General features: G+C 68.3%; 23 protein-coding genes. 17 read left to right on the top strand and 6 right to left on the bottom strand.

Translation table 11 applies throughout. The features are described 5' to 3' along the window. Nucleotides 1-65 precede the first annotated feature (65 nt). The 12 genes from K2L43_RS00395 (at nt 66) to minE (ending at nt 10,934) form a co-directional block, all read left to right on the top strand. On the top strand, nt 66-1,052 hold the full coding sequence (locus K2L43_RS00395) for a tripartite tricarboxylate transporter substrate binding protein (protein WP_220638253.1): 987 nt from the start codon (nt 66-68) through the stop codon (nt 1,050-1,052). Continuing rightward, complete coding sequence (locus K2L43_RS00400; protein WP_220638254.1) at nt 1,049-2,296, top strand: CaiB/BaiF CoA-transferase family protein; 1,248 nt, start codon at nt 1,049-1,051, stop codon at nt 2,294-2,296. Before K2L43_RS00395 ends, K2L43_RS00400 begins: the two co-directional genes overlap by 4 nt. After that, nucleotides 2,293-3,489 carry a CaiB/BaiF CoA-transferase family protein gene (locus K2L43_RS00405; RefSeq protein ID WP_011803528.1) on the top strand — a complete coding sequence of 399 codons (1,197 nt, stop codon included), beginning with the start codon at nt 2,293-2,295 and terminating at the stop codon, nt 3,487-3,489. The genes K2L43_RS00400 and K2L43_RS00405 overlap by 4 nt, the downstream gene beginning before the upstream one ends. Beyond that, nucleotides 3,486-3,953, top strand: a complete 468-nt coding sequence (locus tag K2L43_RS00410) for a MaoC family dehydratase (RefSeq protein ID WP_011803529.1) — start codon at nt 3,486-3,488, stop codon at nt 3,951-3,953. The genes K2L43_RS00405 and K2L43_RS00410 overlap by 4 nt, the downstream gene beginning before the upstream one ends. Before the next feature lie 67 nt (nt 3,954-4,020). Further along, nucleotides 4,021-4,989, top strand: a complete 969-nt coding sequence (locus K2L43_RS00415) for a tripartite tricarboxylate transporter substrate binding protein (protein WP_220638255.1) — start codon at nt 4,021-4,023, stop codon at nt 4,987-4,989. Nucleotides 4,990-5,011: 22 nt separating this feature from the next. Next, nucleotides 5,012-6,169 (top strand): acyl-CoA dehydrogenase family protein, encoded by a 1,158-nt coding sequence (locus K2L43_RS00420; protein ID WP_011803531.1) that lies wholly within the window; start codon nt 5,012-5,014, stop codon nt 6,167-6,169. Between the two features lie 14 nt (nt 6,170-6,183). Further along, nucleotides 6,184-7,215 carry an acyl-CoA dehydrogenase family protein gene (locus K2L43_RS00425; protein WP_220638256.1) on the top strand — a complete coding sequence of 344 codons (1,032 nt, stop codon included), beginning with the start codon at nt 6,184-6,186 and terminating at the stop codon, nt 7,213-7,215. 109 nt (nt 7,216-7,324) lie between these two features. Further along, complete coding sequence (locus tag K2L43_RS00430) at nt 7,325-8,113, top strand: crotonase/enoyl-CoA hydratase family protein (protein WP_220638257.1); 789 nt, start codon at nt 7,325-7,327, stop codon at nt 8,111-8,113. A 57-nt stretch (nt 8,114-8,170) separates the two neighbouring features. Beyond that, nucleotides 8,171-8,794 (top strand): CDP-diacylglycerol--serine O-phosphatidyltransferase, encoded by a 624-nt coding sequence (gene pssA, locus K2L43_RS00435; protein ID WP_220638258.1) that lies wholly within the window; start codon nt 8,171-8,173, stop codon nt 8,792-8,794. 231 nt (nt 8,795-9,025) lie between these two features. Next, the gene (gene minC / locus K2L43_RS00440) at nt 9,026-9,793 is read left to right on the top strand and encodes a septum site-determining protein MinC (RefSeq protein WP_220638259.1); all 768 of its coding nucleotides are present in this window, start codon (nt 9,026-9,028) and stop codon (nt 9,791-9,793) included. A gap of 53 nt (nt 9,794-9,846) precedes the next feature. Next, a complete protein-coding gene (gene minD / locus K2L43_RS00445) occupies nt 9,847-10,662 on the top strand; it encodes a septum site-determining protein MinD (protein ID WP_011803536.1) in 816 nt (271 codons plus the stop codon). 5 nt (nt 10,663-10,667) lie between these two features. Further along, the gene (gene minE, locus K2L43_RS00450; RefSeq protein WP_011803537.1) at nt 10,668-10,934 is read left to right on the top strand and encodes a cell division topological specificity factor MinE; all 267 of its coding nucleotides are present in this window, start codon (nt 10,668-10,670) and stop codon (nt 10,932-10,934) included. Nucleotides 10,935-11,010: 76 nt separating this feature from the next. Here the strand turns inward: minE and K2L43_RS00455 are convergent, their stop codons facing one another. After that, on the bottom strand, nt 11,011-11,571 hold the full coding sequence (locus K2L43_RS00455; RefSeq protein WP_172205065.1) for a flavin reductase family protein: 561 nt from the start codon (nt 11,569-11,571) through the stop codon (nt 11,011-11,013). Nucleotides 11,572-11,678: 107 nt separating this feature from the next. Here K2L43_RS00455 and K2L43_RS00460 point away from each other — a divergent pair, with 107 nt between their 5' ends. Continuing rightward, a complete protein-coding gene (locus K2L43_RS00460) occupies nt 11,679-12,461 on the top strand; it encodes an alpha/beta fold hydrolase (RefSeq protein ID WP_220638260.1) in 783 nt (260 codons plus the stop codon). Nucleotides 12,462-12,596: 135 nt separating this feature from the next. Beyond that, nucleotides 12,597-13,793 (top strand): ABC transporter substrate-binding protein, encoded by a 1,197-nt coding sequence (locus tag K2L43_RS00465; RefSeq protein ID WP_220638261.1) that lies wholly within the window; start codon nt 12,597-12,599, stop codon nt 13,791-13,793. A gap of 12 nt (nt 13,794-13,805) precedes the next feature. On the opposite strand, the gene K2L43_RS00470 is transcribed toward K2L43_RS00465, so the two are convergent. Then, nucleotides 13,806-15,146 (bottom strand): D-amino acid dehydrogenase, encoded by a 1,341-nt coding sequence (locus K2L43_RS00470; protein WP_220638262.1) that lies wholly within the window; start codon nt 15,144-15,146, stop codon nt 13,806-13,808. 87 nt (nt 15,147-15,233) lie between these two features. On the opposite strand from K2L43_RS00470, the gene K2L43_RS00475 reads away from it, so the two are divergent. Together K2L43_RS00475 and K2L43_RS00480 are read left to right on the top strand one after the other, a co-directional pair. Then, nucleotides 15,234-16,145, top strand: a complete 912-nt coding sequence (locus K2L43_RS00475) for a LysR family transcriptional regulator ArgP (RefSeq protein ID WP_220638263.1) — start codon at nt 15,234-15,236, stop codon at nt 16,143-16,145. 70 nt (nt 16,146-16,215) lie between these two features. Beyond that, entirely contained in the window at nt 16,216-16,848 is a 633-nt protein-coding gene (locus tag K2L43_RS00480) for a TetR/AcrR family transcriptional regulator (protein ID WP_011803543.1), read from the top strand. Here K2L43_RS00480 and K2L43_RS00485 read toward each other — a convergent pair whose 3' ends face one another. The 3 genes from K2L43_RS00485 to K2L43_RS00495 form a co-directional block, all read right to left on the bottom strand. After that, nucleotides 16,849-17,271: a universal stress protein gene (locus tag K2L43_RS00485; protein WP_103736928.1), complete on the bottom strand. Its 423-nt coding sequence runs from the start codon at nt 17,269-17,271 to the stop codon at nt 16,849-16,851. A 112-nt stretch (nt 17,272-17,383) separates the two neighbouring features. Further along, nucleotides 17,384-18,229, bottom strand: coding sequence for a metallophosphoesterase (locus K2L43_RS00490; protein ID WP_220638264.1), 846 nt, complete (start codon nt 18,227-18,229; stop codon nt 17,384-17,386). Nucleotides 18,230-18,245: 16 nt separating this feature from the next. Then, the gene (locus K2L43_RS00495) at nt 18,246-19,217 is read right to left on the bottom strand and encodes a LysR family transcriptional regulator (protein WP_220638265.1); all 972 of its coding nucleotides are present in this window, start codon (nt 19,215-19,217) and stop codon (nt 18,246-18,248) included. A gap of 123 nt (nt 19,218-19,340) precedes the next feature. Between K2L43_RS00495 and K2L43_RS00500 the strand changes: the two genes are divergently transcribed. Then, nucleotides 19,341-19,781 (top strand): hypothetical protein, encoded by a 441-nt coding sequence (locus K2L43_RS00500; protein ID WP_088887960.1) that lies wholly within the window; start codon nt 19,341-19,343, stop codon nt 19,779-19,781. Between the two features lie 181 nt (nt 19,782-19,962). Here the strand turns inward: K2L43_RS00500 and K2L43_RS00505 are convergent, their stop codons facing one another. Further along, nucleotides 19,963-21,834: a phosphoenolpyruvate carboxykinase (GTP) gene (locus tag K2L43_RS00505; RefSeq protein ID WP_220638266.1), complete on the bottom strand. Its 1,872-nt coding sequence runs from the start codon at nt 21,832-21,834 to the stop codon at nt 19,963-19,965. Between the last annotated feature and the right edge of the window lie 275 nt (nt 21,835-22,109).

Genomic DNA, 22,109 nt, shown 5'->3' on the forward strand with positions numbered 1-22,109 from the left:
AGTGCCAACTCCGACCCCTTTGCGGGGCACCGTAGCGGAGCAGAGACTCCAAGGAGACATTGCACATGGCATTCCACGGCAGAACCACCCTGCGCGCCCTCGCGGGCGCCAGCCTCGTGGCCCTGGGCACCACCCTCGCGCCCGCCGTGCAGGCGCAGGCCTTCCCGTCCAAGACCCTCAAGTTCGTCGTGCCCTTCGGGCCCGGCAGCGGCACCGACACCTCGGCGCGCTACTTTGCGCGCAAGCTGCAGGACCTCACGGGCCAGTCCGTGGTGGTGGAGAACAAGCCCGGCGCCAACGGCTTTATCGCGGTCAAGCAGGTGCTCTCGGCCCCGGCCGACGGCTACACCGTCTTCATCGGCAGCAACTCCACGCTGGCGGTGAACGCGGCGCTGTTCAAGGAGCTGCCCTACGACCCGGTGAAGGACTTTGCGCCGCTGACCATGATGATGCGTTCGCCCGCCATGCTGGCCACGGCCCCGCAGGCGCCGTTTGCCGACCTCAAGGGGCTGGTCAGCTATGCCAAGGCCCACCCGGGCAAGGTGAACTTCGGCGCGGGCTCGGCCGGCTACCAGCTCATGGGCGAGCTGCTCAACGACAGCGCCGGCGTGCAGACCGTGCATGTGCCGTTCAAGGGCGCCGGCGAGACCATGACCGCCCTCGCGGCGGGCACCGTGGACTACGCCTTTGCCGAAGTCACGGCCGTGCAGGAGCTGGCCAAGGGCGGGCGCGTCAAGGTGCTGGCCGTGGCGGCGGACAAGCGCGTGGCCACCTCGCCCGACGTGCCCACCGCCAGCGAGGCTGGCCTGCCCGGCTTCGAGGCCTACACCTGGGTGGGCGCGATGGTCAGCAGCAAGACACCCCCGGCCGAGACCGCCAAGCTGGCCGAGCTGTTCACCACCATCTCCAAGATGGATGAGACCCGCGCCTTTTACGAGCGCCTGGGCGCCACGCCCATGACCGGCGGACCCGCCCAGATGCACGAGTTCCAGAAGAACGAGATCGCGCTGTGGAAGCGCATCGTCACCCAGGCCAAGGTGCCGCTGCAATGACCTCGTCGGCCGCCCTGCAACCCGGCGCGCTGCAGCACGTGAAGGTGCTGGACCTGTCGCGCGTGCTGGCCGGCCCCTGGGCCGCCCAGACGCTGGGTGACCTGGGCGCCGAGGTCATCAAGGTGGAGCGCCCCGGCAGCGGCGACGACACGCGCGCCTGGGGCCCGCCCTACGTGACCGACCCCGCCGGCCAGCCCACGGGCGAGTCGGCCTACTACATGTGCACCAACCGCAACAAGCAGTCGGTGACCATCGACTTCACCCGCCCCGAAGGGCAGGAGCTGGTGCGGCGCCTGGCGCAGCAGTGCGACGTGCTGGTGGAGAACTTCAAGACAGGCGGTCTGGCGCAGTACGGGCTGGACTATGCCTCGCTGAGCGCGCTCAACCCGCGCCTGGTGTACTGCTCCATCACCGGCTTCGGGCAGAGCGGGCCGTATGCGCACCGCGCCGGCTACGACTTCCTGATCCAGGGCATGGGCGGGCTGATGAGCGTCACCGGCCGCCCCGACGGCGAGGACGGCGGCGGCCCGATGAAGGTGGGCGTGGCGCTCACCGACATCCTCACCGGCCTGTACGCCAGCACCGCCATCCTGGCCGCGCTGCAGGCGCGCGAGCACACCGGCCGCGGCCAGCACATCGACCTGGCGCTGCTGGACGTGGGCGTGGCGTGCCTGGCCAACCAGGGCATGAACTACCTGTACGGCAACCAGGTGCCGCCGCGCATGGGCAACGCCCACCCCAACACCGTGCCGTATCAGGACTTCCCCACGCAGGACGGCCACATGATCCTGGCCGTGGGCAACGACGGGCAGTTCGCGCGCTTGTGCCACGCCGCGGGCCAGCTCGGCTGGGCGCAGGATGCGCGCTTTGCCACCAACGCCGCGCGCATCGCGCACCGCGATGCGCTGATTCCGCTGATCCGCGAGGTGACGGCGACGCGCACGACGCGCGACTGGATCGCGCTGCTGGAGCAGCACGCCGTGCCGTGCGGGCCCATCAACACCGTGCGCGAGGTCTTCGAAGATCCGCAGGTGCGCGCGCGTGGCTTGCAGATCCGCATGGAGCATCCGCGCGCCGGCGCCGTGCCGCTGGTGGCCAGCCCCATGCGCCTGTCGGACACGCCGGTCACCTATCGCCACACCCCGCCGCAGCTCGGCCAGCACACCGACACCGTGCTGCGCGAACACTTGGGCCTGGCGCCCGAGGCCATCGATGCGCTGCGCGCGCAGGGGGTGGTGGCATGAGCGGCTTCCAAGGACCGCTGGCCGGCGTGCGCGTGCTCGACCTCTCCAGCGTGGTGTTCGGCCCGCTGGCGAGCCAGGTGCTGGCCGACTACGGCGCCGAGGTCATCAAGATCGAGCCGCCCGCGGGCGACTCCACGCGCCACACCGGTCCCGCCGTGGAGCCCGGCATGGCGGCCGTGTTCATGGGCTGCAACCGCAGCAAGAAAAGCGTGGTGCTGGACCTGAAGCAGCCTGCCGCGCAGCAGGCCCTGCACGCGCTGCTGGCCACGGCCGACGTGTTCATGCACAGCATGCGCCCGCAAAAGCTCGGCAAGCTGGGGCTGGCGCCCGAGCAGCTGCGCGCGCGCTACCCGCGCCTGGTGTTCGCCGGGCTGCACGGCTTTGCCGAGGACGGCCCCTACGCCGGCCTGCCGGCCTACGACGACGTGATCCAGGGCATGAGCGGCCTGGCCGATCTCATGCAGCGCCAGACGGGCGAATCGCGCTACCTGCCCACCATCGCCGCGGACAAGACCTGCGCGCTGGTGGCGGCACACGCCATCCTGGCGGCGCTGTTCGCGCGCGAGCGCACGGGACAGGGTAGCTTTGTGGAAATTCCCATGTTCGAGACCATGGTGGGCTTCAACCTGGTCGAGCATTTCTACGGCATGCACTTCACGCCGAAGCTCAGCGGCGCAGGCTACCCGCGCGTGATGGCGCCCTGGCGCAAGCCCTACAGGACGCTGGATGGGCATGTCTGCATGATGCCTTACACCGACGCGCACTGGCGCCGCTTTTTCAGCGCCGTGGGGCAGCCGCAGCTGGCCGACGATCCGCGCTTTGCCAACCAGGCCAGCCGCACGCGCCACATCGCCGAGCTGCTGGAGATCCTGAGCGAGCATGTGGCCCGGCACGACACGCAGCACTGGCTGCGCACCTGCGCGCAGCTGGAGATTCCCGCCGCGCCCGTGGCGCGCATGGACGAGCTGCCGCAGGACCCGCACCTGGTGGCCACAGGGTTCTTTGCCACCGTGCGCGACCCGGCCATGGGCGAGGTGCGCTTTCCGCGCTCGTCCGTGCGCTTCGACGGCGCGCAGGTGCCCATCGGCATGCCGCCGCGCCTGGGTCAGCATACCGAGGAGCTGCTGCGCGCCGCCGGCCTGGACGACGCCCAGCTTGCTGCCCTGCAACCTTCCGAACCGAGCACCGCATGAACCAAGACATTCCCCGCATGGGCCAGGGCCTGTACTGGCAAGACCTCAAGGTGGGCCTGCGCTGGCGCACCTTCCGCCGCACCATCACCGAGGCCGACCTGGTGAACTTCATCAGCACCACCGGCATGCTGGAGGCCATCTTCATTGAGGAAGGCTACGAGGGCGGCGCCATCCAGGGCCGCCCGGTGCCGGGCGCGCTGACCTACACCTTCATCGAAGGCTTCATCCTGCAAAGCATGATCCAGGGCACGGGCCTGGCCATGCTGGAGCTGCGCCAGAAGATCCTCGCGCCCGTCGTCGTGGGCGACAGCATTGGCGCCGTGGTCGAAGTGACCGACATCCGCCCCACCTCCAAGAACAACCGCGCCGTGGTCACCTCGCTCATCACGGTGACCAACCAGCGCGGCGAGCCGGTGATGGAGTACACGGCCACGCGCCTGCTCGCCGGCCGTGAAGCTACATGAAACATAGCTGCTTGCGCTTGCTGCGCAAGGGTTAGAGCCGATTTTCACCACAAAGAAGGAGACACCCATGACTGCTCGCATCACCCGCCGCCTGGCCGTACTGGCCGGCGCAGCCCTTCTGGCCGGCGCCGCGCACGCAGCCTGGCCGGACAAGCCCATCACGCTCGTCGTGCCGTTCCCGCCCGGCGGTCCCACCGACATGGTGGCGCGCGTGCTGGCGCAGGCCGTGGGCGAGCAGCTCGGTCAGTCGGTTGTGGTGGACAACAAGCCCGGCGCCAATGGCAACATCGGCAACGCCTTCGTCGCCAAGGCCGCGCCCGACGGCTACACGGTGCTCTACAACACCTCCTCCCTCGCGCTCAGCCCCGCGCTCTACAAGAAGATGAGCTACGACCTGCGCAAGGACCTCGCGCCTGTCGCGCTCACCGCAGTGGTGCCCCTGGGCCTGGTGGTCAACCCGCAGCTGCCTGTGAAGACTGTGGCCGAGCTCGTGGACTATGCCAAGAAGAACCCCGGAAAGCTGTCGTACGGCTCGGCGGGCAATGGCAACGTCACGCACCTCACGGCCTTCCAGGTCACGCAGCACTACGGCATCGCGGCCACGCACGTGCCCTACAAGGGCAGCGCACCGGCCGACGTCGACCTGGTGGCCGGGCAAATCCATTTCATGACGGACACGATCAACTCCGTCGCCCCCTTCATCAAGGACGGCAAGCTGCGCCTGCTGGCCGTCTCCACGGCCAAGCGCTTGCCCAACTTCCCTGAAGCGCCCACGCTGGCCGAAAGCGGCATGAACGGCTTCGAGGCCGGCGCGTGGCAGGGCGTGATGGTGCCGGCCGGCACGCCCGCGCCCATCATCGAGCGCTTGAACCAGGCCTTTCTGCAGGCGCTCAAGAACCCCACGGTGCTGGAGAAGCTGCGCATCCAGGGCACCGAGCCGCTGGGATCCACGCCGGCCGAGTACGGCGCATATATCGAAAAGGAGCTGGCGCGCTGGGCGTCAGTGGTCAAGAGCACCGGCGTATCGCTGGATTAAGCAAGGAAAAAGGGCATAGGCCATGTCGGTTCTGGATTCACTCGCGCTCACGCGCATTCCGCCGGAAGATGAGGCGCTGCGCGCCGAAGTGCGCGCCTTCCTCGCAGAGGCGGTGCGCGACCTGCCCGCGCATGTGCGGGCACGTTCGTGGGGCGGCTACAGCACACAGCTGAGCCGCCGGCTGGGCGAGCGCGGTTGGATCGGCATCACGCTGCCGCGCGAATACGGCGGCGGCGGGCGCAGCGCGTTCGCGCGCTACGTGCTGGTCGAGGAATACCTGAACTGCGGCGCCCCCGTGGGCTCGCACTGGATCGCCGACCGCCAGAGCGCGCCGCTGATCCTGAAATACGGCACCGAGGCGCAGAAGCAGTTTTACCTTCCGCGCGTGTGCAAGGGCGAGGCGTTCTTCTGCATCGGCATGAGCGAGCCCAATTCCGGCTCCGACCTGGCCAGCGTGAAGACGCGCGCCGTGCCCAACGACCAGGGCTTTGTGCTCAACGGCCAGAAGATCTGGACCACCAACGCCCATCACTGCCAGTACATGATTGCGCTGGTACGCACCTCGGGCACGGCGGAAGACCGCCACAAGGGCCTGTCGCAGGTGATCGTCGACCTGTCGCTGCCCGGCGTGACCGTGCGCCCCATCGAAGACCTCTCGGGCGACAGCCACTTCTGCGAGGTGTTCTTCGACAACGTGCAGTTGGGCCCGGATGCCCTCATCGGCGCCGAGGGCCAGGGCTGGGAGCAGGTGACGGCGGAACTCGCCTTCGAGCGCAGCGGGCCCGAGCGCCTGTTCTCCTCCATCGTGCTGTTCGACCAGTGGCTCGACTACGTGCGCACGCCCCAGGGCCGCAGCGAATCGGCGGTGCGCCTGGCGGGCAAGGTCCTCACGCAGCTGGCACCGCTGCGCGCCATGTCGGTGGCCGTGCAGGAAAAGCTGGTGCAGGGCGCCAGCCCCGTCGTGGAGGCCGCCCTGGTCAAGGAGCTGGGCACCACGCTGGAGCAGATGATTCCCGCAGCCATCGCCGACGACCTGTTTGCGCGCGAGGCGGAAGACGTGCCCGTGGAGCTGCTGATGACCCTGAAATACGTGACCGAGGCCTCGCCCTCGTTCTCTTTGCGCGGCGGCACGCGCGACATCCTGCGCGGGATGATCGCCCGGGGCCTGGGCCTGCGCTGAAACGGAGCCACGACATGAGCCAAGACAACGATCTGTTTGCCGACGCGGCCCGCCAGGTGCTGGCCGACCAGTGCACCCCCCCGGTGGTGCGCGCCATCGAATCCGGCGGGCGCGCCGCGCCTGCGACGCAGCTGCTGTGGGCGCAACTGGAGGCCACGGGGCTGGCCGACGCGCTGTTGCCCGAGGACGACGGCGGCGCCGGGCTGGGGCTGACACAGGTGTTCGGCGTGCTGGAGCAATGCGGCGCGCATGCGCTGCCGCTGCCGCTGGGCGAGACCATGGTGGCGCGCGCGCTGCTGGCCCAGGGCGGCGTGGCTCGCCCCGCCGGCAGTATCACGCTGGCGCGTGGCGAGCAGCTGCCGGATGGCGGCGTGCGCTGCGCCCTGGTGCGCGGCGGCCAGGTGGCCGATCATGTGCTGGTGCAGGCTGGCAGCGCCTGGCACCTGCTGGCCACGGCCGATGCGCAGGCTGCGCCCCAGGCGCTGGCGCTGGATGCCGCCCTGGCCTGGTCTGCTGCCCAGGTGGAGGCCGCGCCCGGGGTGCCGGTGGACGCCGCGCAAGACGCACGCACCCTGCAGGCCGCCGTGGTGGCCCCGCAGATGGCCGGCGCGTTGGGCGACGTGTTCCGCCGCACCCTGCAGTACGCCAACGAGCGCCAGCAGTTCGGCCGCCCCATCGGCAAGTTCCAGGCCATCCAGCACCAGCTGGCGGTGATGAGCGAGCATGTGTTCGCCGCGCGCATGGCTGCGCAGCTGGGCTGCAACGGCGCCGGTGTGCTGCCCGACCGGCTGCGTGTGGCCACCGCCAAGGCGCGCTGCAGCGAGGCCGCATTGGCTGTGGCCGAGTTCGCCCATGCCATCCACGGCGCCATCGGCTTCACCGCGGAATACGACCTGCAGCTGTTTACCCGCCGCCTGCACGCCTGGCGCCAGACGGCCGGCAGCGAGTCTTACTGGCACGGCGTGGCCGGCGAGGCGCTGCTGGCGCACGGCGGGCTGACGCTGGACCTCGTGCGCCGCATCACCGATGTGGAAATGGCGCTCTGAAAACCATAGCTGTTTGCGCATATCAATCAAGGAATTCAATGTGTTTTCATGTTGAAATCAAGCAGTAATGTGCGCTGGAAGCTCCTATTTTTGACTACGGAGAGACACCATGGCCTTCCTGACCATTGAACGCGACGGCGGCATCCTGACCGCCACCATGAATCAGCCCGAGACGCGCAATGCGCTCACCGGCAACACGGCCGTGCAGGAGTTCGTGCAGCTGTGCGACACCGTGCGCAAGGACGCCAGCGTGAAGGTGCTGATCCTCACCGGCGCCGGGCCCATCTTCAGCTCGGGCGGCAACGTCAAGGACATGCAGCGCTTCTTCGACGATGCGCTCACGCCCGACCTGATCCGCGAGGAATACCGCCAGGGCATCCAGCAGATCCCCAACGCGCTGTACCAGCTCGACGTGCCGGTGATCTGCGCCGTCAACGGCCCGGCCATCGGCGCGGGGCTGGACCTGACCTGCATGTGCGACATCCGCATCGCGGCCGAGAACGCCACCTTTGCCGAGAGCTTCGTGCGCGTGGGTATCGTGCCCGGCGACGGCGGCGCCTGGCTGCTGCCGCGGGCCGTGGGCATGGCCAAGGCGTCCGAGATGGCTTTCACCGGCGAGGCCATCAGCGCCCAGGAGGCCCTGGCCTGCGGCCTGGTGAGCCGCGTGGTGCCGGCCGACCAGCTCCTGCCCACCGCGCGTGCGCTGGCAGCAAAAATCGCCGCCAACCCTGGCGCCGTGATGCGCATGACCAAGCGGCTGCTGCGCGAGGGCGAGCACGCCTCGCTGGCCTCGCTGCTGGAGATCTCCGCCGGCTACCAGGCCATCGCCCACAAGACGGCCGACCACCGCGAGGCGGTCACCGCCTTCATCGAGAAGCGCGCCCCGCGTTTCCAGTAGACCGAATCAGCCATCGGCGGACAAGGAAAGGCCCGGCGGCCGTTCGATAATGCCGCCATGGCTTCTCCCCACAAACGCTTTTCGATGATCCGCGAGTTCCACCTCGCGGACTGGTTCACGCTGGGCAACGCGGTGTGCGGCGTCGGGGCACTGTTCTCGTCGATGACCTATCTGGAAACGTCGGACGTGCGCCATGTGTACTTCGCCTGTGCGCTGGTGCTGGCGGCGCTGGTGTTTGACGTGCTGGACGGGCGCATCGCGCGCTGGCGGCAGAAAAGCTCGGCCATGGGGCGCGAGCTGGATTCGCTGGCCGACGTGATCTCCTTCGGCGTGGCGCCCGCCATCATCGCCTACGCCTGCGGCATGCAGGGGCTGTACGAACGCGTGGTGCTGGCCTTTTTCGTGGCCTGCGGCGTGTCGCGCCTGGCGCGCTTCAACATCACGGCCGAAACGCTGGCCGAGGGCCCGTCGGGCAAGGTCAAGTACTTCGAGGGCACGCCGATCCCCACCTCCATCGTGCTCGTGGGCCTGATGGCCGTGGCCGCCAGCGTGGGCGCGGTGCGCGGCCAGCTGTGGCTGGGGTCGGTGACGATCGGCGGCTTCACGCTGCACCCGCTGGTGCTGCTGTTCGCGCTGTCGGGCTCGCTGATGATCAGCCGCATCCGCATTCCGAAGTTCTGAGCATCCCCCCGCGGCGCTGGCGCGCCTTTCCCCTTCTCTCGCCGCGCTGCGCGGCGGGAAGGGGGGCGCAGCCGGTGGACTGGCGAAGCCAGATCCGCGGCGGCCCAGGCCTGGGGTGCGCCTGGGTTCGCCGCACGTCCTGATACGGTGGCAGCGGCGCAGCGCAGGTACACTTTGCGGCTTCGAGGCGGCGCCCGTGCGCGGCGTCTTTTTTCCCATCCGAACCGCTTCATGGCCGTTGATACGGCGGGCCAGGCCCGCACCCACCTAGACCTCAAGAGTGCCCAGCTGCCCGTGGTGGCCATGGTGCTCAAGACCACCGACGTGGCCAGCATCGCCGCCGAGCTGGCCGCCCGCAGGGCCGACGACCCCGAATTTTTCGACAACGACCCGGTGCTGATCGACCTCTCGGCCGTGCAGGACGAGCCGCAGCCCATCGACTTCGCCGCGCTGGTCAAGACGCTGCGCAGCCATCGTACGCAGCCCGTGGCCGTGCGCGGCGGCAGCAGCGCGCAGAGGCAGGACGCGCACGACGCGGGCCTGATTGCCGCCCCCGACGCGCCGCCCCCCCGCATGCAGGCGCCGCGTGAGAGCACTCCCCGCGAGGTGGTCCACGAGGTCATCCGCGAGGTGGAGGTCGTGCGCGAGGTCCCCGTGCCCGCGCCGGCGCCGGGGACCGTGGTGGTGGACAAGCCGCTGCGCTCGGGCCAGCAGGTGTATGCCCGCGGCTCGGACCTGGTGGTGATGGCCGTGGTCAGCTTTGGCGCCGAGGTGATCGCCGACGGCAACATCCACGTGTACGCACCGCTGCGCGGGCGCGCCATCGCCGGCGCGCGCGGCGACACCAGCGCCCGGATTTTCAGCACCTGCATGGAGCCGCAACTGGTCTCCGTGGCAGGCATCTACCGCACCACCGAGACCGAGCTGCCCGACAACGTGCGCGGCAAGCCGGCCCAGGTGCGGCTGGACGGTGAGAAGCTGCTCATCGAGCCGCTGTGACTGTCCCCACCCTTTCTTACTCCACAGACCGCAACGCAAGGACCTCTCAGAACATGGCCAAAATCGTCGTCGTGACCTCCGGCAAGGGGGGCGTGGGCAAGACCACCACCAGTGCCGCCTTCGCATCGGGCCTGGCGCTCGCCGGCCACAAGACCGCCGTCATCGACTTTGACGTCGGCCTGCGCAACCTGGACCTCATCATGGGCTGCGAGCGCCGCGTGGTGTATGACCTGATCAACGTGATCCAGGGCGAGGCCAACCTGAACCAGGCCCTCATCAAGGACAAGCAGTGCGAGAACCTGTTCGTGCTGGCCGCCAGCCAGACGCGCGACAAGGACGCGCTCACGCAGGACGGCGTGGGCAAGGTGCTCAAGGACCTCGCCGACATGGGCTTTGACTACATCGTCTGCGACTCGCCCGCCGGCATCGAAAGCGGTGCGCTGATGGCCATGCACTTCGCCGACGAGGCGCTGCTGGTCACCAACCCCGAAGTCTCCAGCGTGCGCGACTCCGACCGCATCCTGGGCATGCTCAGCAGCAAGACCAAGCGCGCCATCGAAGGCGGCGAGCCCGTCAAGGAACACCTGCTGATCACGCGCTACAACCCCCATCGTGTGGAAGACGGCCAGATGCTGAGCCTGGAGGACATCCAGGACATCCTGCGCATCAAGCTCATCGGCGTGATCCCCGAGTCCGAGAGCGTGCTGCAGGCCTCCAACCAGGGCCTGCCCGCCATCCACCTGTCGGGCACCGATGTGTCCGAGGCCTACAAGGACGTGGTTGCGCGCTTCCTGGGCGAGGACAAGCCCCTGCGTTTCATCGAGGCGGCCAAGCCCGGCTTCTTCAAGCGCATCTTCGGCGGGAGGTAAGCGAGATGTCCCTGCTGTCCTTCCTGCTAGGCGAGAAGAAAAAGACGGCCTCGGTGGCCAAGGAGCGCCTGCAGATCATCCTGGCGCATGAGCGCAGCGGCCGCAGCGCCGGCCAGCCCGACTATCTGCCCGCGCTGCAGCGCGAGCTGGTGGCGGTGATCTCCAAGTACGTGAAGATCAACGCCGACGACCTGAAGGTCCACTTCGAGCGCCAGGACGACCTGGAAGTGCTGGAAGTGAAGATCGAACTGCCCGAGGCGACAGCCAAGTAACGGGCAGATATCCGGCCCGTTCCGCCCAGCCCCGAAGCGGCCGGGCGTGCCCGCGCTCCGGCGCAAGCCGGGGCGGCTATTTCTCCATCGGGCGGGCTACGGTGGCCGAAAGGCTTCCCAGCGGATGCTCCGTGTAGAACACCCCCCCGTGGTACAGCAGGGGCGAGGCGCCTTCCCGGTGGCTGCAGCGCTCCACCTGGCCGACGAAGATCGTGTGGTCGCCCTCCACGTACTGGCTGCGGTTGAAGCACTCGAACACGGCCGCCGCGCCGTCCAGCACCGGCACGCCGCTCAGTCCCAGGCGGTAGGCCACGCCGGCGAAGCGGTCTATGCCGCGCGTGGCGAACTGCTCGGCCAGGGCGCGCTGTTCCACCGTCAGCACATTGATGGCGTAGTGCGTGGCACGGGAAAAAGCGGGCAGCGACGACGTCTTGTGCCCCAGGCTCCACAGCACCAGCGGCGGCTCCAGCGACACCGAGTTGAACGAGTTTGCCGTCATGCCGATCAGCGCGCCGCCTTCCCCGCGCGCCGTGACGATGGTCACGCCTGTGGCGAACATGCCCAGCGCGTCGCGGAACTCGCGTGGCGTGAAGACGGGAGGTTGGCTGGAGGGCGGGTGGGGCAGGCGGCTGTTCACGAAGGGGGGCGGCGCCTTGGGCGCGCCGCGTAGGGCAATGGGAGGGCTATTATCAGTCTGCACCTGCGCGCCTGCAGCGCGCATGCCCTGCGGCCCTGGACCCTGCGATGTCTCTTCTTCCACGCTTTTCCCTGCTCGGCTCCGGCCCTACCGTGTTGCTGCTGCACGATGCCGATAGCGATCACCTGGGCTTTGCCCCGACGCTGGAAACCCTGGCCGCCGCGGGCTATCGCGCCGTGGCATGGGACATGCCGGGCTATGGCGGCAGTGCGCCGGTGGAGCCCTACAACTTCAAGGGCCTGGCCCAGCGTGCGCTGCTGTTGCTCGATGCCCTGCGGTGCGAGCAGGTGGTGCTGGTCGGCCACGGCCTGGGGGCGATGCTGGCGCTGGAGATCGCCGTGCGGGCACCGCTGCGCGTGCGGCGGCTGGTGCTGTGTGCCGGCGGCCCGGCGCTGGACGAGGCCGCCACCGCCGTGTGGGTGGCGCCGCGCCTTGCGGGCCTGGACGATGGACGGGACATGGCCCGGCTGGCCGACCCTACCGTGGCGCGCGACGCCGGCCCCGGCGCGCTGCCCGAGGGGCTGCAGCTTGCACGGCACGCCATGGGCCGCGTGCCGCCCGCCACCTACCGCCGTGCGTTGGAGGCCCTGACGGCTTTCGCGCGGCGTGCGCCGGAACTTGTGCGCCTGCAGGTGCCCGCGCTGCTCATCGGGGGTGAGCACGACCGCTGCACTCCGCCCGAGGCACTGCTCGCCCTGGCCCATGTGCTGCCCGATGCGCGTGCCGTGCTGCTGCCCGGCGTGGGCCACTGGCCGCAGCTTGAAGACCCCGAGGGTTTCGAGGCGGCGCTGCTGGACTTCCTGGCCGGCCCGGCGCCAGTGCTGCACTGAACGCGTGCGCGGTCCCTCACCGCAAATCGCTTACCCGCCCCTGACCGCGACCGCGCACCGCTGCGCAATAAACCACATCGCGCGCCCGCGCTTTTGGTTAGGCTGGAGTGTTTTTCACAACATTGCGGAGACGCGATGATGGCCATGAGACCCAGACACTGGGCAGGGGCGCTGGCGCTGGCGCTGTGGGCGTTGGCGGGCATGGCGGGCGCCCAGCCCGTGAAGGTGGGGGTCATCGGCCCCTTTTCGGGGCCGTCGTCGGACTTCGGCACGCCCATGCTGCAGGGCATCCAGCTCGCGGTGGAGCAGTTCAACGCCGTGGGCGGCTACCTGGGCCGGCCTGTGGAGCTGGTGGTCAAGGACGACCAGGGCTCGCCCGACACCGGCCGTCAACGCTCGCAGGAACTGGCCAGAGAAGGCGTGGTGGCGGCCCTGGGCTTTTGCAACACCGGCGTGGCGATGAAATCGCTGGACGTGTTCCAGCAGGCGAAGCTGCCCTTGATCGTGCCGTGCGCCACGGGCACCCCTGTGACACGCACCTATCCGGCGGCGCAGAGCTTCATCTTCCGCACCTCGGCCCCCGACAACATCCAGGCGCCCTTCGTGGTGGAGGACATCCTGCGCCGCGGCTGGACGCGCGTGGCCCTCTTTGCCGACGACACGGGCTACGGCCAGGCCGGGCGCAAGGACGTGGAAGCGGCGCTCGCCGCGCACCAGCTCACGCCCGTGTACGCGACCAACTTCCCTCTGGGCGTGAAGAGCCTGGCGCCCCAGTTGCAGGCCGCGCGCGATGCGGGCGCACAGGTCATCTTCAGCTACACCGTAGGGCCGGAGAACGCTGTCATTGCCCAAGGTCGCAAGGAGCTGGGCTGGAAGGTGCCGCAGGTCGGCGGCTGGACGCTGTCGTTCCCGTTCTTCATCCAGGGCGGCAAGGACGCCGCCGAGGGAGCGCTGACGGCGCAGACCTTCATCGCCGAGCCCAGCAACGAACGCCGCGCCTCGTTCCTGAGCACCTACGCGCGCGCCTTCAAAGGCCGCCCGGCCGTGCCGATGGCGGCGGCGCAAGGGTACGACGCGGCCTACCTGCTGATGTATGCACTGCTGGGCATCCGCGACGGGCAGGTCAACGGCACGGCCCTCAAGCATTCGCTGGAGAACCTGCAGCGCGTGTATTACGGCGTGGTGGCGACCTACGAGCGGCCCTTCTCGGCCGAGGAGAAAGAAGCCATCACCCCCAACATGCTGGTGATGGGCAAGGTGCAGGCCGGCGCGGTGACCTTCGCCTACCCCGAGGATGCCAAGCGCAACCTGCTGGTGCAGCGCAAACGCTGAGGTGCGAGCCGCTCAGGCCAGGCGCGGCGCCCCGTAGGCGGCAGCGGGCGTGTCGTCGCCCAGAAAGGCGAAGTCCATGGCTGGCCGCTCGCCGCTCAGCAGCTCGGCCATCGCCTTGCCCGAGCCGGCGCCATGCGTCCAGCCCAGCGTGCCGTGGCCGGCGTTCACCCACAGGCCGTGCAGCGGCGTACGGCCGATGAACGGGATGTTGGTGGGCGTGGCGGGGCGCAGGCCGGTCCAGTACTGCGGATCTCCGCCTTCCTCGGGCGTGCGCGTGTCGCACACGCCGGGCAGGATGGTCTCAATGCGGCGCGACAGCATGTGGCAGCGCGCGCGCGCCACAGGGCTGTCCAGCGACAGGTCGTAGCCGCCCAGCTCGATGGTGCCGGCCACGCGCAGCACGTTGCCCAGGCGGCTCATGGCGATCTTCTTGCCATCGTCGATGGTGGAAACCATGGGCGCGCCCTCCGGTTTGAGCAGCGGGAACGTGGCGCTATAGCCCTTGCCGGGGTAGATGGGCAGGTGCACGCCCACGCCCCGCAGCAGCGGTGCGCTGTAGCTGCCGCATGCAACGACCACGGCATCGGCTTTCAGTATTTGGTCTTTTTGGCCTGTAGCGCTTTCCTGGCGAGCGCGAATAGCTATTGATTCAATAGCGTCGCCGGAGCGGTTCAGGCGCAGCACGTCGTGACCGTAGAGGAACTGCACGCCGCGCTCGGTGCAGCGGCGGGCCAGTGCCTGGGTGAATACGCGCGCGTCGCCGCTCTCGTCGGTGCTGGTGTAGGTGCCGCCGGTGATGCGGTCGCCGTAAGCGCGGAAGGCCGGCTCGATGGCGAGCAGCTCGTCGCGACTGACCACGCGCCGCTGCACGCCGAAGCGGCGCATCAGTTCCACGGCGTGGGCCGCGTCGTCAAAGGACTTCTGGTCGGTGTAGAAGTGCGCGATGCCGCGTTCCAGCCGGTGGTACTCGATGCCTGTGACGCGCACCAGCTCTTTGAGTGCGGCATGGCTGTAAGCGCCCAGCGCCACGATCTGCTGCACGTTGCGTGCGAAGGCCGTGTCGTTGCACTGCGCCAGGAACTTCAGGCACCAGCGCCATTGCTCCCAGTCGAGCTGGGGGCGAAACAGCAGCGGCGCTTCCTTGTCGAACATCCACTTGAGGGCCTTCCATGGCGCCTCGCGGTTGGCCCAGGGCTCACAGTAGCTCACCGAGATCTGCGCCGCGTTGGCAAAACTGGTCTCCAGCGCCGCGTCGGGCTGGCGGTCGACCACAGTGACTTCATGCCCGCGCTCGCGCAGATGCCAGGCGGTGCTAATGCCGATGATGCCGGCGCCCAGGACGATGGTTTTCATGGCGCGCAGTGTGCTGCGGCCCAATGAAAAACAAAAGCGTGATTAAACTTCTTCGGAATTCATCAGAATGACTAATGGATACCGACCGTGAGCACATTTGACCCCGCCGCATTGGAATGCCTGGCCGCCATCGTCGAAGAGGGCGGTTTCGAGCGCGCCGCGCGCCGCCTGAACATCACCCAGTCCGCCGTGTCGCAGCGCCTGCGTGCGCTGGAGGCGCAGGTGGGCTCGGTGCTCATCGTGCGCAGCCGGCCGCTCAAGCCCACCTCGGCCGGGCAGTTGTTGCTCAAGCACACCAAGCAGTTGCGCCTGCTGCGCGCCGACCTGGAGCGCGATCTGCAGGACCTCATGCCCAGCGGGCGCGGCGGCGGCCGCGAGGAAGAGCGCATCGCCATCGCCATCAACGCCGACAGCATCGCCACCTGGGCGGTGGACGCGCTCGGCGACCTGGTGCGCCAGCGCCTGCCGCTGGAGATCATTGCCGACGACCAGGACTTCACGCAGGAGTGGCTGCGCTCGGGCCAGGTCATGGGCTGCGTGACGACGTTGAAGAGCGCGCTGCGCGGCTGCCGCATGGTGCCCCTGGGCGCGATGCAGTACGTCGCCGTGGCCGCGCCAGAGCTGGCGCGCCGACAACTGCCGCAAGGGCTCACGGCGCACAACTTCCGCGACGTGCCTTTCGTCTCGTTCAACCGCAAGGACGATATGCAGGCCGAGTTCGTCACGCGCACCTTTGGCCTGAAACGCGTGTCTCTCAGCCGCGTGTTCGTGCCCAGCTCGGAGGGCCAGGTGCGCGCCGTGGCCGCGGGCTGGGGCGTGAGCGTGGTGCCCGAGCTGCTCGCGCGCCCCTGGCTGCAGCAGGGCCGGCTGGTGGACCTGGCGCCAGGCCATACGCTGCCCATCCAGCTGTACTGGCACTCATGGAACCTGGAGTCGGAAGTGCTGGATGCGCTGGCCGATGCGCTCACCAGCGCGGCGGCGCAGTGCCTGTCGGCCTGACGGCACACGCGGATGGGGGTCTTTAGGGTTATCGGCCTGCGTGGGGTGAAGGCTCGCTAACATCGCCCGCATGAACACGTTGCAGCCGCCCCGTCCGTCCTTCAAGGAGCAGATGCTCCGGGCGCGTGAGGATGCCATCGTGGAGGCCGCGAGCCGCCTGCTGGGCGAAAAAGGCTTCGAGACCATGACCGTTGACGAGGTCGCCGCGGCCGTGGGCATTGCCAAGGCCAGCCTGTACAAACACTTTGCCGGCAAGGACGACCTGTGCTCGGCCGCCATGGTGCATGTGGTGGAGCGCCTGCAGCGCTTTCTGGCGGCGCTGCCGGCCGAACTGGGCGCCATGCAGCGCCTGCACGCGCTGCTGTGCTGGACGCTGCAGTTGCAACTGGCCGACGAGGTGCCGCTGCTGCCCAGCCGCAACTCCGCGCTGGCCCAGGCGCTGCGCGCCTGCGACGCCTACCGGGCATCGATGCAGGAGGTGCATGCCTGCATCCTCGGCTGGATCGTCGAGGCGCAGGCCCAGGGACAGCTGCGGCGCGAGTTGCCGCCCGATGTGATCTTGTGTGCGCTGCTGGCGCGCAATGCCGATCCCATGCTCGGCATGCTGCGCGACCGCGGCTATGCGGACGAGTGCATCATTGACTGGGCCGCGGACACCTGCCTGAGCGGCCTGGCGAGCGGCCCCGCCATGCGGGTGGCCTGATCAGCGCACCAGCAGTACCGGCACCTGGCAGTTGGCCAGCACCTGCGTGCTGACCGAGCCCATCACCAGCTTGCCCAGCGAGCCGTGGCCGTGCGTGCCCATGACGATCAGGTCGTACTTGCCGGACTCGGCCACCTTGGCGATGGTCTCGCCCGCCGGGCCCACCTTGGTCATGGTCTTGAGCTGCACGCCATGACGCGCCATGAACTTCACGACGGGCGACAGCACCTTTTCGCCTTCCTCAGCGTGGTACTTGTCCACGACTTCCTTGCCGAGCGCGGCGCGCGCGCGGGGAGGCAACTGGGGCTGCACGGTGATGGCCGTGTAGGTGTGCGAGCTGCCCAGCATCTCGTCGTGAGCGGCCAGGTAGGCCAGCATTTTCTTGGTGTAGGTGCTGCCGTCGACAGCAAGCAGGATGTTCATTCGAAGTGCTCCGGAAACGAGAAATCAGACTAATCCGCGCTGGCGCCTGTTGTCTTGACTTCAGTCATATTTTTGATGCGGTACGCGGTGGCGGGCGCAGGGCCCGCACGCATCATACGGTGAGCACGCAGTGCGGCTGAAAGGTTGCCTGCTCCCCCTTGCGGGCATAGCCCAGCGGGTTGGCCACTATGCGGCAGCTCCAGGGCGCGCCGTCCGCGCGGGCCCCGCGCACCAGGTAGTCGCTGGGCGCATGCAGATGGCCGTGCAGCCATAGCTGGGCGTGGGGCAGGCAGTCGTCCAGCGCATTGCAAAACCCCGCCGTGCCCGGCACCAGGCCGTAGCGCGGGTCGGCGCTGAGCAGACTGGGCGCGAAGTGCGTGACGGCCACCGTCGTGCCCGCAAAGGGCTGTGCGAGCGCGTTGCGTAGCCAGGCCTGGCAAACCAGGGCCTGTTCGCGCACCTCGGCGGCCAGGAAGGGCACACCCTGGCGGGTGCTGCCAGTCTTGGAGAGATAGAAGTTGGCCGCGCGGAACGCCTTCTCGCGCCGCTGCAGTCGCTGGCCCGGGTCGGTGATCCCCGCGTGGTCGGCCAGCGCGTCGAAGTCGCTCCACAGCGTCGTTCCAACGAAGCGGACCCCCTGCAGCACCATGCTCTCACGCTCCAGCCAGATCAGCCCCAGCCGGTCGCAGGTGCGGCGCAGGCGCGCATGCGCGGCGTCGAAGTCCTGCGTGTCGTATTCATGGTTGCCAGGGACGAAGACCACCGGCGTGGGCCATCCGGCGTACTGCGGCAGAGGGGAGAAGCGCGCCAGGCCGAAGTCGTCGTCCGACAGCAGCGAGCCGGCCTGGTAAGAGCCGATGTCGCCGGCCAACACCAGGACATCGGCGCCAACGGCGGGGCTGGGGGTGAAATGCGGGTGGGCTTCCAGGTGCAGGTCGGACAGCAGTTGCAGCTTCATGGGTGAGTGGGTGGGGTCAATCCTGGCGGTGGATGGGGGCGGGCGTGTTGCGCGCGGCGCGCGCAATCGCCTCGCGCAGCCAGCGGTGGGCGGGGTCGTGGTTGCGCCGGCGGTGCCACAGTGCGTCCACGTGCACGGGCGGCAGCGTCATGGGCAGCGGGCGCCACACCAGTTCGTCGCGCACGCTGGCCACGCCGACGAAGTGGCGCGGCAGCACGGTGAGCAGGTCCGTGGTGGCCACCACCCGTCCCGCGGTGAAGAACTGGTTCACGGTAAGCACGATGCGGCGTTCACGTCCCAACGCGGCCAATGCCCCGTCGATGAAGCCGAAGGGCTTGCCCGAGAAGCTCACCAGCAGGTGGCGCGCGGCGCAGTACAGGTCCAGCGTCATCGGCACGGCGGCCAGCGGGTGGTCCGCGCGCATCACGCACACGTACTGGCCATCGTAGAGGCGGGTGCTTTCGTGCGCCACCACGTTGTCCGACTGCGCCCGCGCCGTGAGGTCGGCCAGCACGGCGGGGAAGTAGCCCACGGCCATGTCGGCGCTCTCGTCGTCCAGCAGGCGGCGCGGGTCGCGCGTGGTCAGCGGCACCACGCGCAGCGAGACGCCGGGGGCCTCGCGTTCCACGATCTCGATGAGTGGCGGGATCAGCGTGGCACCCGTGGCGTCGGCCATCGCCAGAACGAAGGTCGTCTGTGCGGACGCCGGGTCAAAGCGCCCGGGGGAAAGTGCCTCCTGCAACTGTGCCAATGCGTGCCGTACGGCGGGCCACAGGGCCAGTGCCCGCGGCGTGGGCTCCACGCCGTGGCCGCGCCGCGTGACCAGCTCGTCGCCCAGCACCTCGCGCAGCCGGCGCAGTGCGTTGCTCACGGCGGGCTGTGTGATGGCCAGTTTCTCGGCGGCGCGGGTCAGGTTGCGCTCGGCCATGACCTCGTCAAAGACGCGCAGCAGATTGAGATCCAGCGTGCGAAAGTTCAATGGCTGCATGCCGCAATCATCACACGGATGAATATGGGTGATTCAACATATAAATTAGACACAAACCAGGGTAAACCCTAGTATTGCTGCACCGCCCGGCAATTTCGCCAACAGTGGCGTACGAGTCGCATCATGACGAAGTTTGTACACATCGATGTTCCTGTCCAGCACCACGGCATTGCACGCATTGAAGAGGCCGCAAGCCATCTGAAGCAAACCGCTGCCCGCTTTGACGGCACCCGCGGCGCAACGTCGCTGCTGCTGGCGGCGCTGGTCGCCGCGCTGCTTGTCGTGGCCAACCAGGTCATGGACACCTGGAACGATGGCCACATGCTGGCCGGCTGGATGGTGATGTGGGTGATAGCTTTCGCAGGAATGGCGTTGCTGGCGGCACCTGCGCGCAGCGCGGTGCTGGGCCTGCGTGCCGCTGCCAAGGCTTGGTCGGATGCGCACCGGCGTGCGGCAGAGGACGAGCGCACCTGGAATGCCGCACTGCGCGACGCCCGCATCATGGCCGACCTGAGCCGTGCGATGAACGGCATCGCGGTGGACGACCTGCGCCGTTACCGCTGAACGGCCGCGCGGCGACCCCGCGCCAACCGACAACAGGGCACCTTCGGGTGCCCTTTTTGCTATGTGCGCGGCAGCTTCGTCCGGGGCACATTCATGAAAAAACCCCGCGCCACAGACGTGGTCGCGGGGTTGTGGTGTAGGCCCGGCTGAATTCATGCCGAGCCGAGCCGAGGCAGGGCGGTCAGGCCGCCAGACGCTTCTCCAGCGCGGCCTTGATAGCCAGCAGTTCCTGAGGCAGGTGGTAGGCCAGCTTGTCGAAATGCTCGGTGTGCAGCTTCAGTTCTTCGGCCCAGGCAGCCTTGTCGATGCTGGTCACCATCTTGAACTGCTCGGTGCTGAAGTCCAGGCCGGTCCAGTTGATCTCGGCGTACTGCGGAGCAATGCCGAACATGGTCGGCTCGCCTTGCGCCGTGCCCTCGATGCGGTCCAGCATCCACTTGAGCACGCGCATGTTGTCGCCATAGCCGGGCCAGACGAACTTGCCGTCCTCGCCCTTGCGGAACCAGTTGACGCAGAAGATCTTGGGCAGCTGGTGGCCGGACTCCTCCAGCTTGTGTTCCATGTCGAGCCAGTGCTGGAAGTAGTCGCTCATGTTGTAGCCGCAGAACGGCAGCATGGCGAACGGGTCGCGGCGCACGACGCCCTGCGCACCAAAGGCGGCGGCGGTGGTCTCGGAGCCCATGGTCGCGGCCATGTAAACGCCTTCCATCCAGCTGCGGGCCTCGGTCACCAGCGGCACGGTGGTGGAGCGGCGGCCGCCGAAGATGAAGGCGTCGATGGCCACGCCGGCAGGGTTGTCCCACTCGGGGTCCAGGGCCGGGTTGTTGGTGGCGGCCACCGTGAAGCGCGAATTGGGGTGCGCGGCCTTGGCGCCGGTTTCCTTGGCGATCTGCGGTGTCCAGTCCTTGCCCTGCCAGTCGATGAGGTGGTCCGGGAGCTTGCCGGTGTCCTTCTCCATGCCTTCCCACCACACATCGCCATCGTCGGTGAGGGCGACGTTGGTGAAGATCACGTCCTTGTCCAGCGAACGCATGCAGTTCGGGTTGGTGTGCATGTTGGTGCCGGGGGCCACGCCGAAGTAGCCGGCTTCGGGGTTGATGGCGTACATCTTGCCGTCGGCATGGGGCTTGATCCAGGCAATGTCGTCACCGATGGTCGTGACCTTCCAGCCGGCGAAGCCGGCTTCCGGCGGCACCAGCATGGAGAAGTTGGTCTTGCCGCAGGCGCTGGGGAAAGCGGCGGCCACGTGGTACTTCTTGCCCTCGGGGTTGGTCACGCCCAGGATCAGCATGTGCTCCGCCAGCCAGCCCTGGTCGCGGCCCATAGTCGAGGCAATGCGCAGCGCCAGGCACTTCTTGCCCAGCAGTGCGTTGCCGCCGTAGCCCGAGCCGTACGACCAGATCTCGCGGGTCTCGGGGTAGTGGACGATGTACTTGACCTGGGGGTTGCAGGGCCAGGACGTGGTGTCCTTCTGGCCTGCGGCCAGCGGGGCGCCCACGGTGTGCATGCAGGGCACGAACTCGCCATCGGTGCCGAGCACGTCATAGACGGCCTTGCCCATGCGGGTCATCAGCTTCTGGTTCACGGCCACGTAGGCGCTGTCGGTCAGTTCGATGCCAATGTGGGCGATGTGCGAGCCCAGAGGGCCCATGGAGAAGGGCACCACGTACATGGTGCGGCCAGCCATGCAGCCGTCAAACAGCGGCTGCAGCGTGGCGCGCATCTCGGCCGGGGCCATCCAGTTGTTGGTCGGGCCGGCGTCTTCCTTTTTCTCCGAGCAGATGTAGGTGCGGTCTTCCACGCGCGCGACGTCCGACGGGTCGGACCACGCCAAGTAGCTGCCCGGGCGCTTGGCGGGGTTCAGCTTCTTGAACGTGCCGGCATCCACCAGTTGCTGACACAACTGCTCGTACTCCTGCTGCGAACCGTCGCACCAGTGGATGCGGGCGGGCTTGCACAGCGCGGCCATTTCGGCCACCCAGGCGATCAGCTTGGCGTTCTTGACGTATGCGGGCGCCTGAATGTCCAGGACGGGCATGGTGGGTGCGTTCATCGGGAAGGCTTCTTTGAAGTTGAAAAACAGTCTTTTCAAAGGAAGCGAACCGGGTCACGACGCACAGGCCCGCGCTGAACCGATCTGCGCGCTGCCTTTGAAAAAACCGCTGGGACTCAGTCGGCTGGCGAAACGGGGGTACCGCGGCGGCACCCCTGCACAGGTCGGCTGGGGTGACGATTTTATGAAGACGCCCCCGATTTGTCTGTCGGACAGGGGGTTAAATCATGCAAAAAACACATGACGTTATGCGTGTCATGGCGTCGGTGCAAAAC

The sequence above is a fragment of the Diaphorobacter sp. MNS-0 genome, assembly GCF_019602835.1.
GTDB lineage: Bacteria > Pseudomonadota > Gammaproteobacteria > Burkholderiales > Burkholderiaceae_C > Diaphorobacter > Diaphorobacter nitroreducens.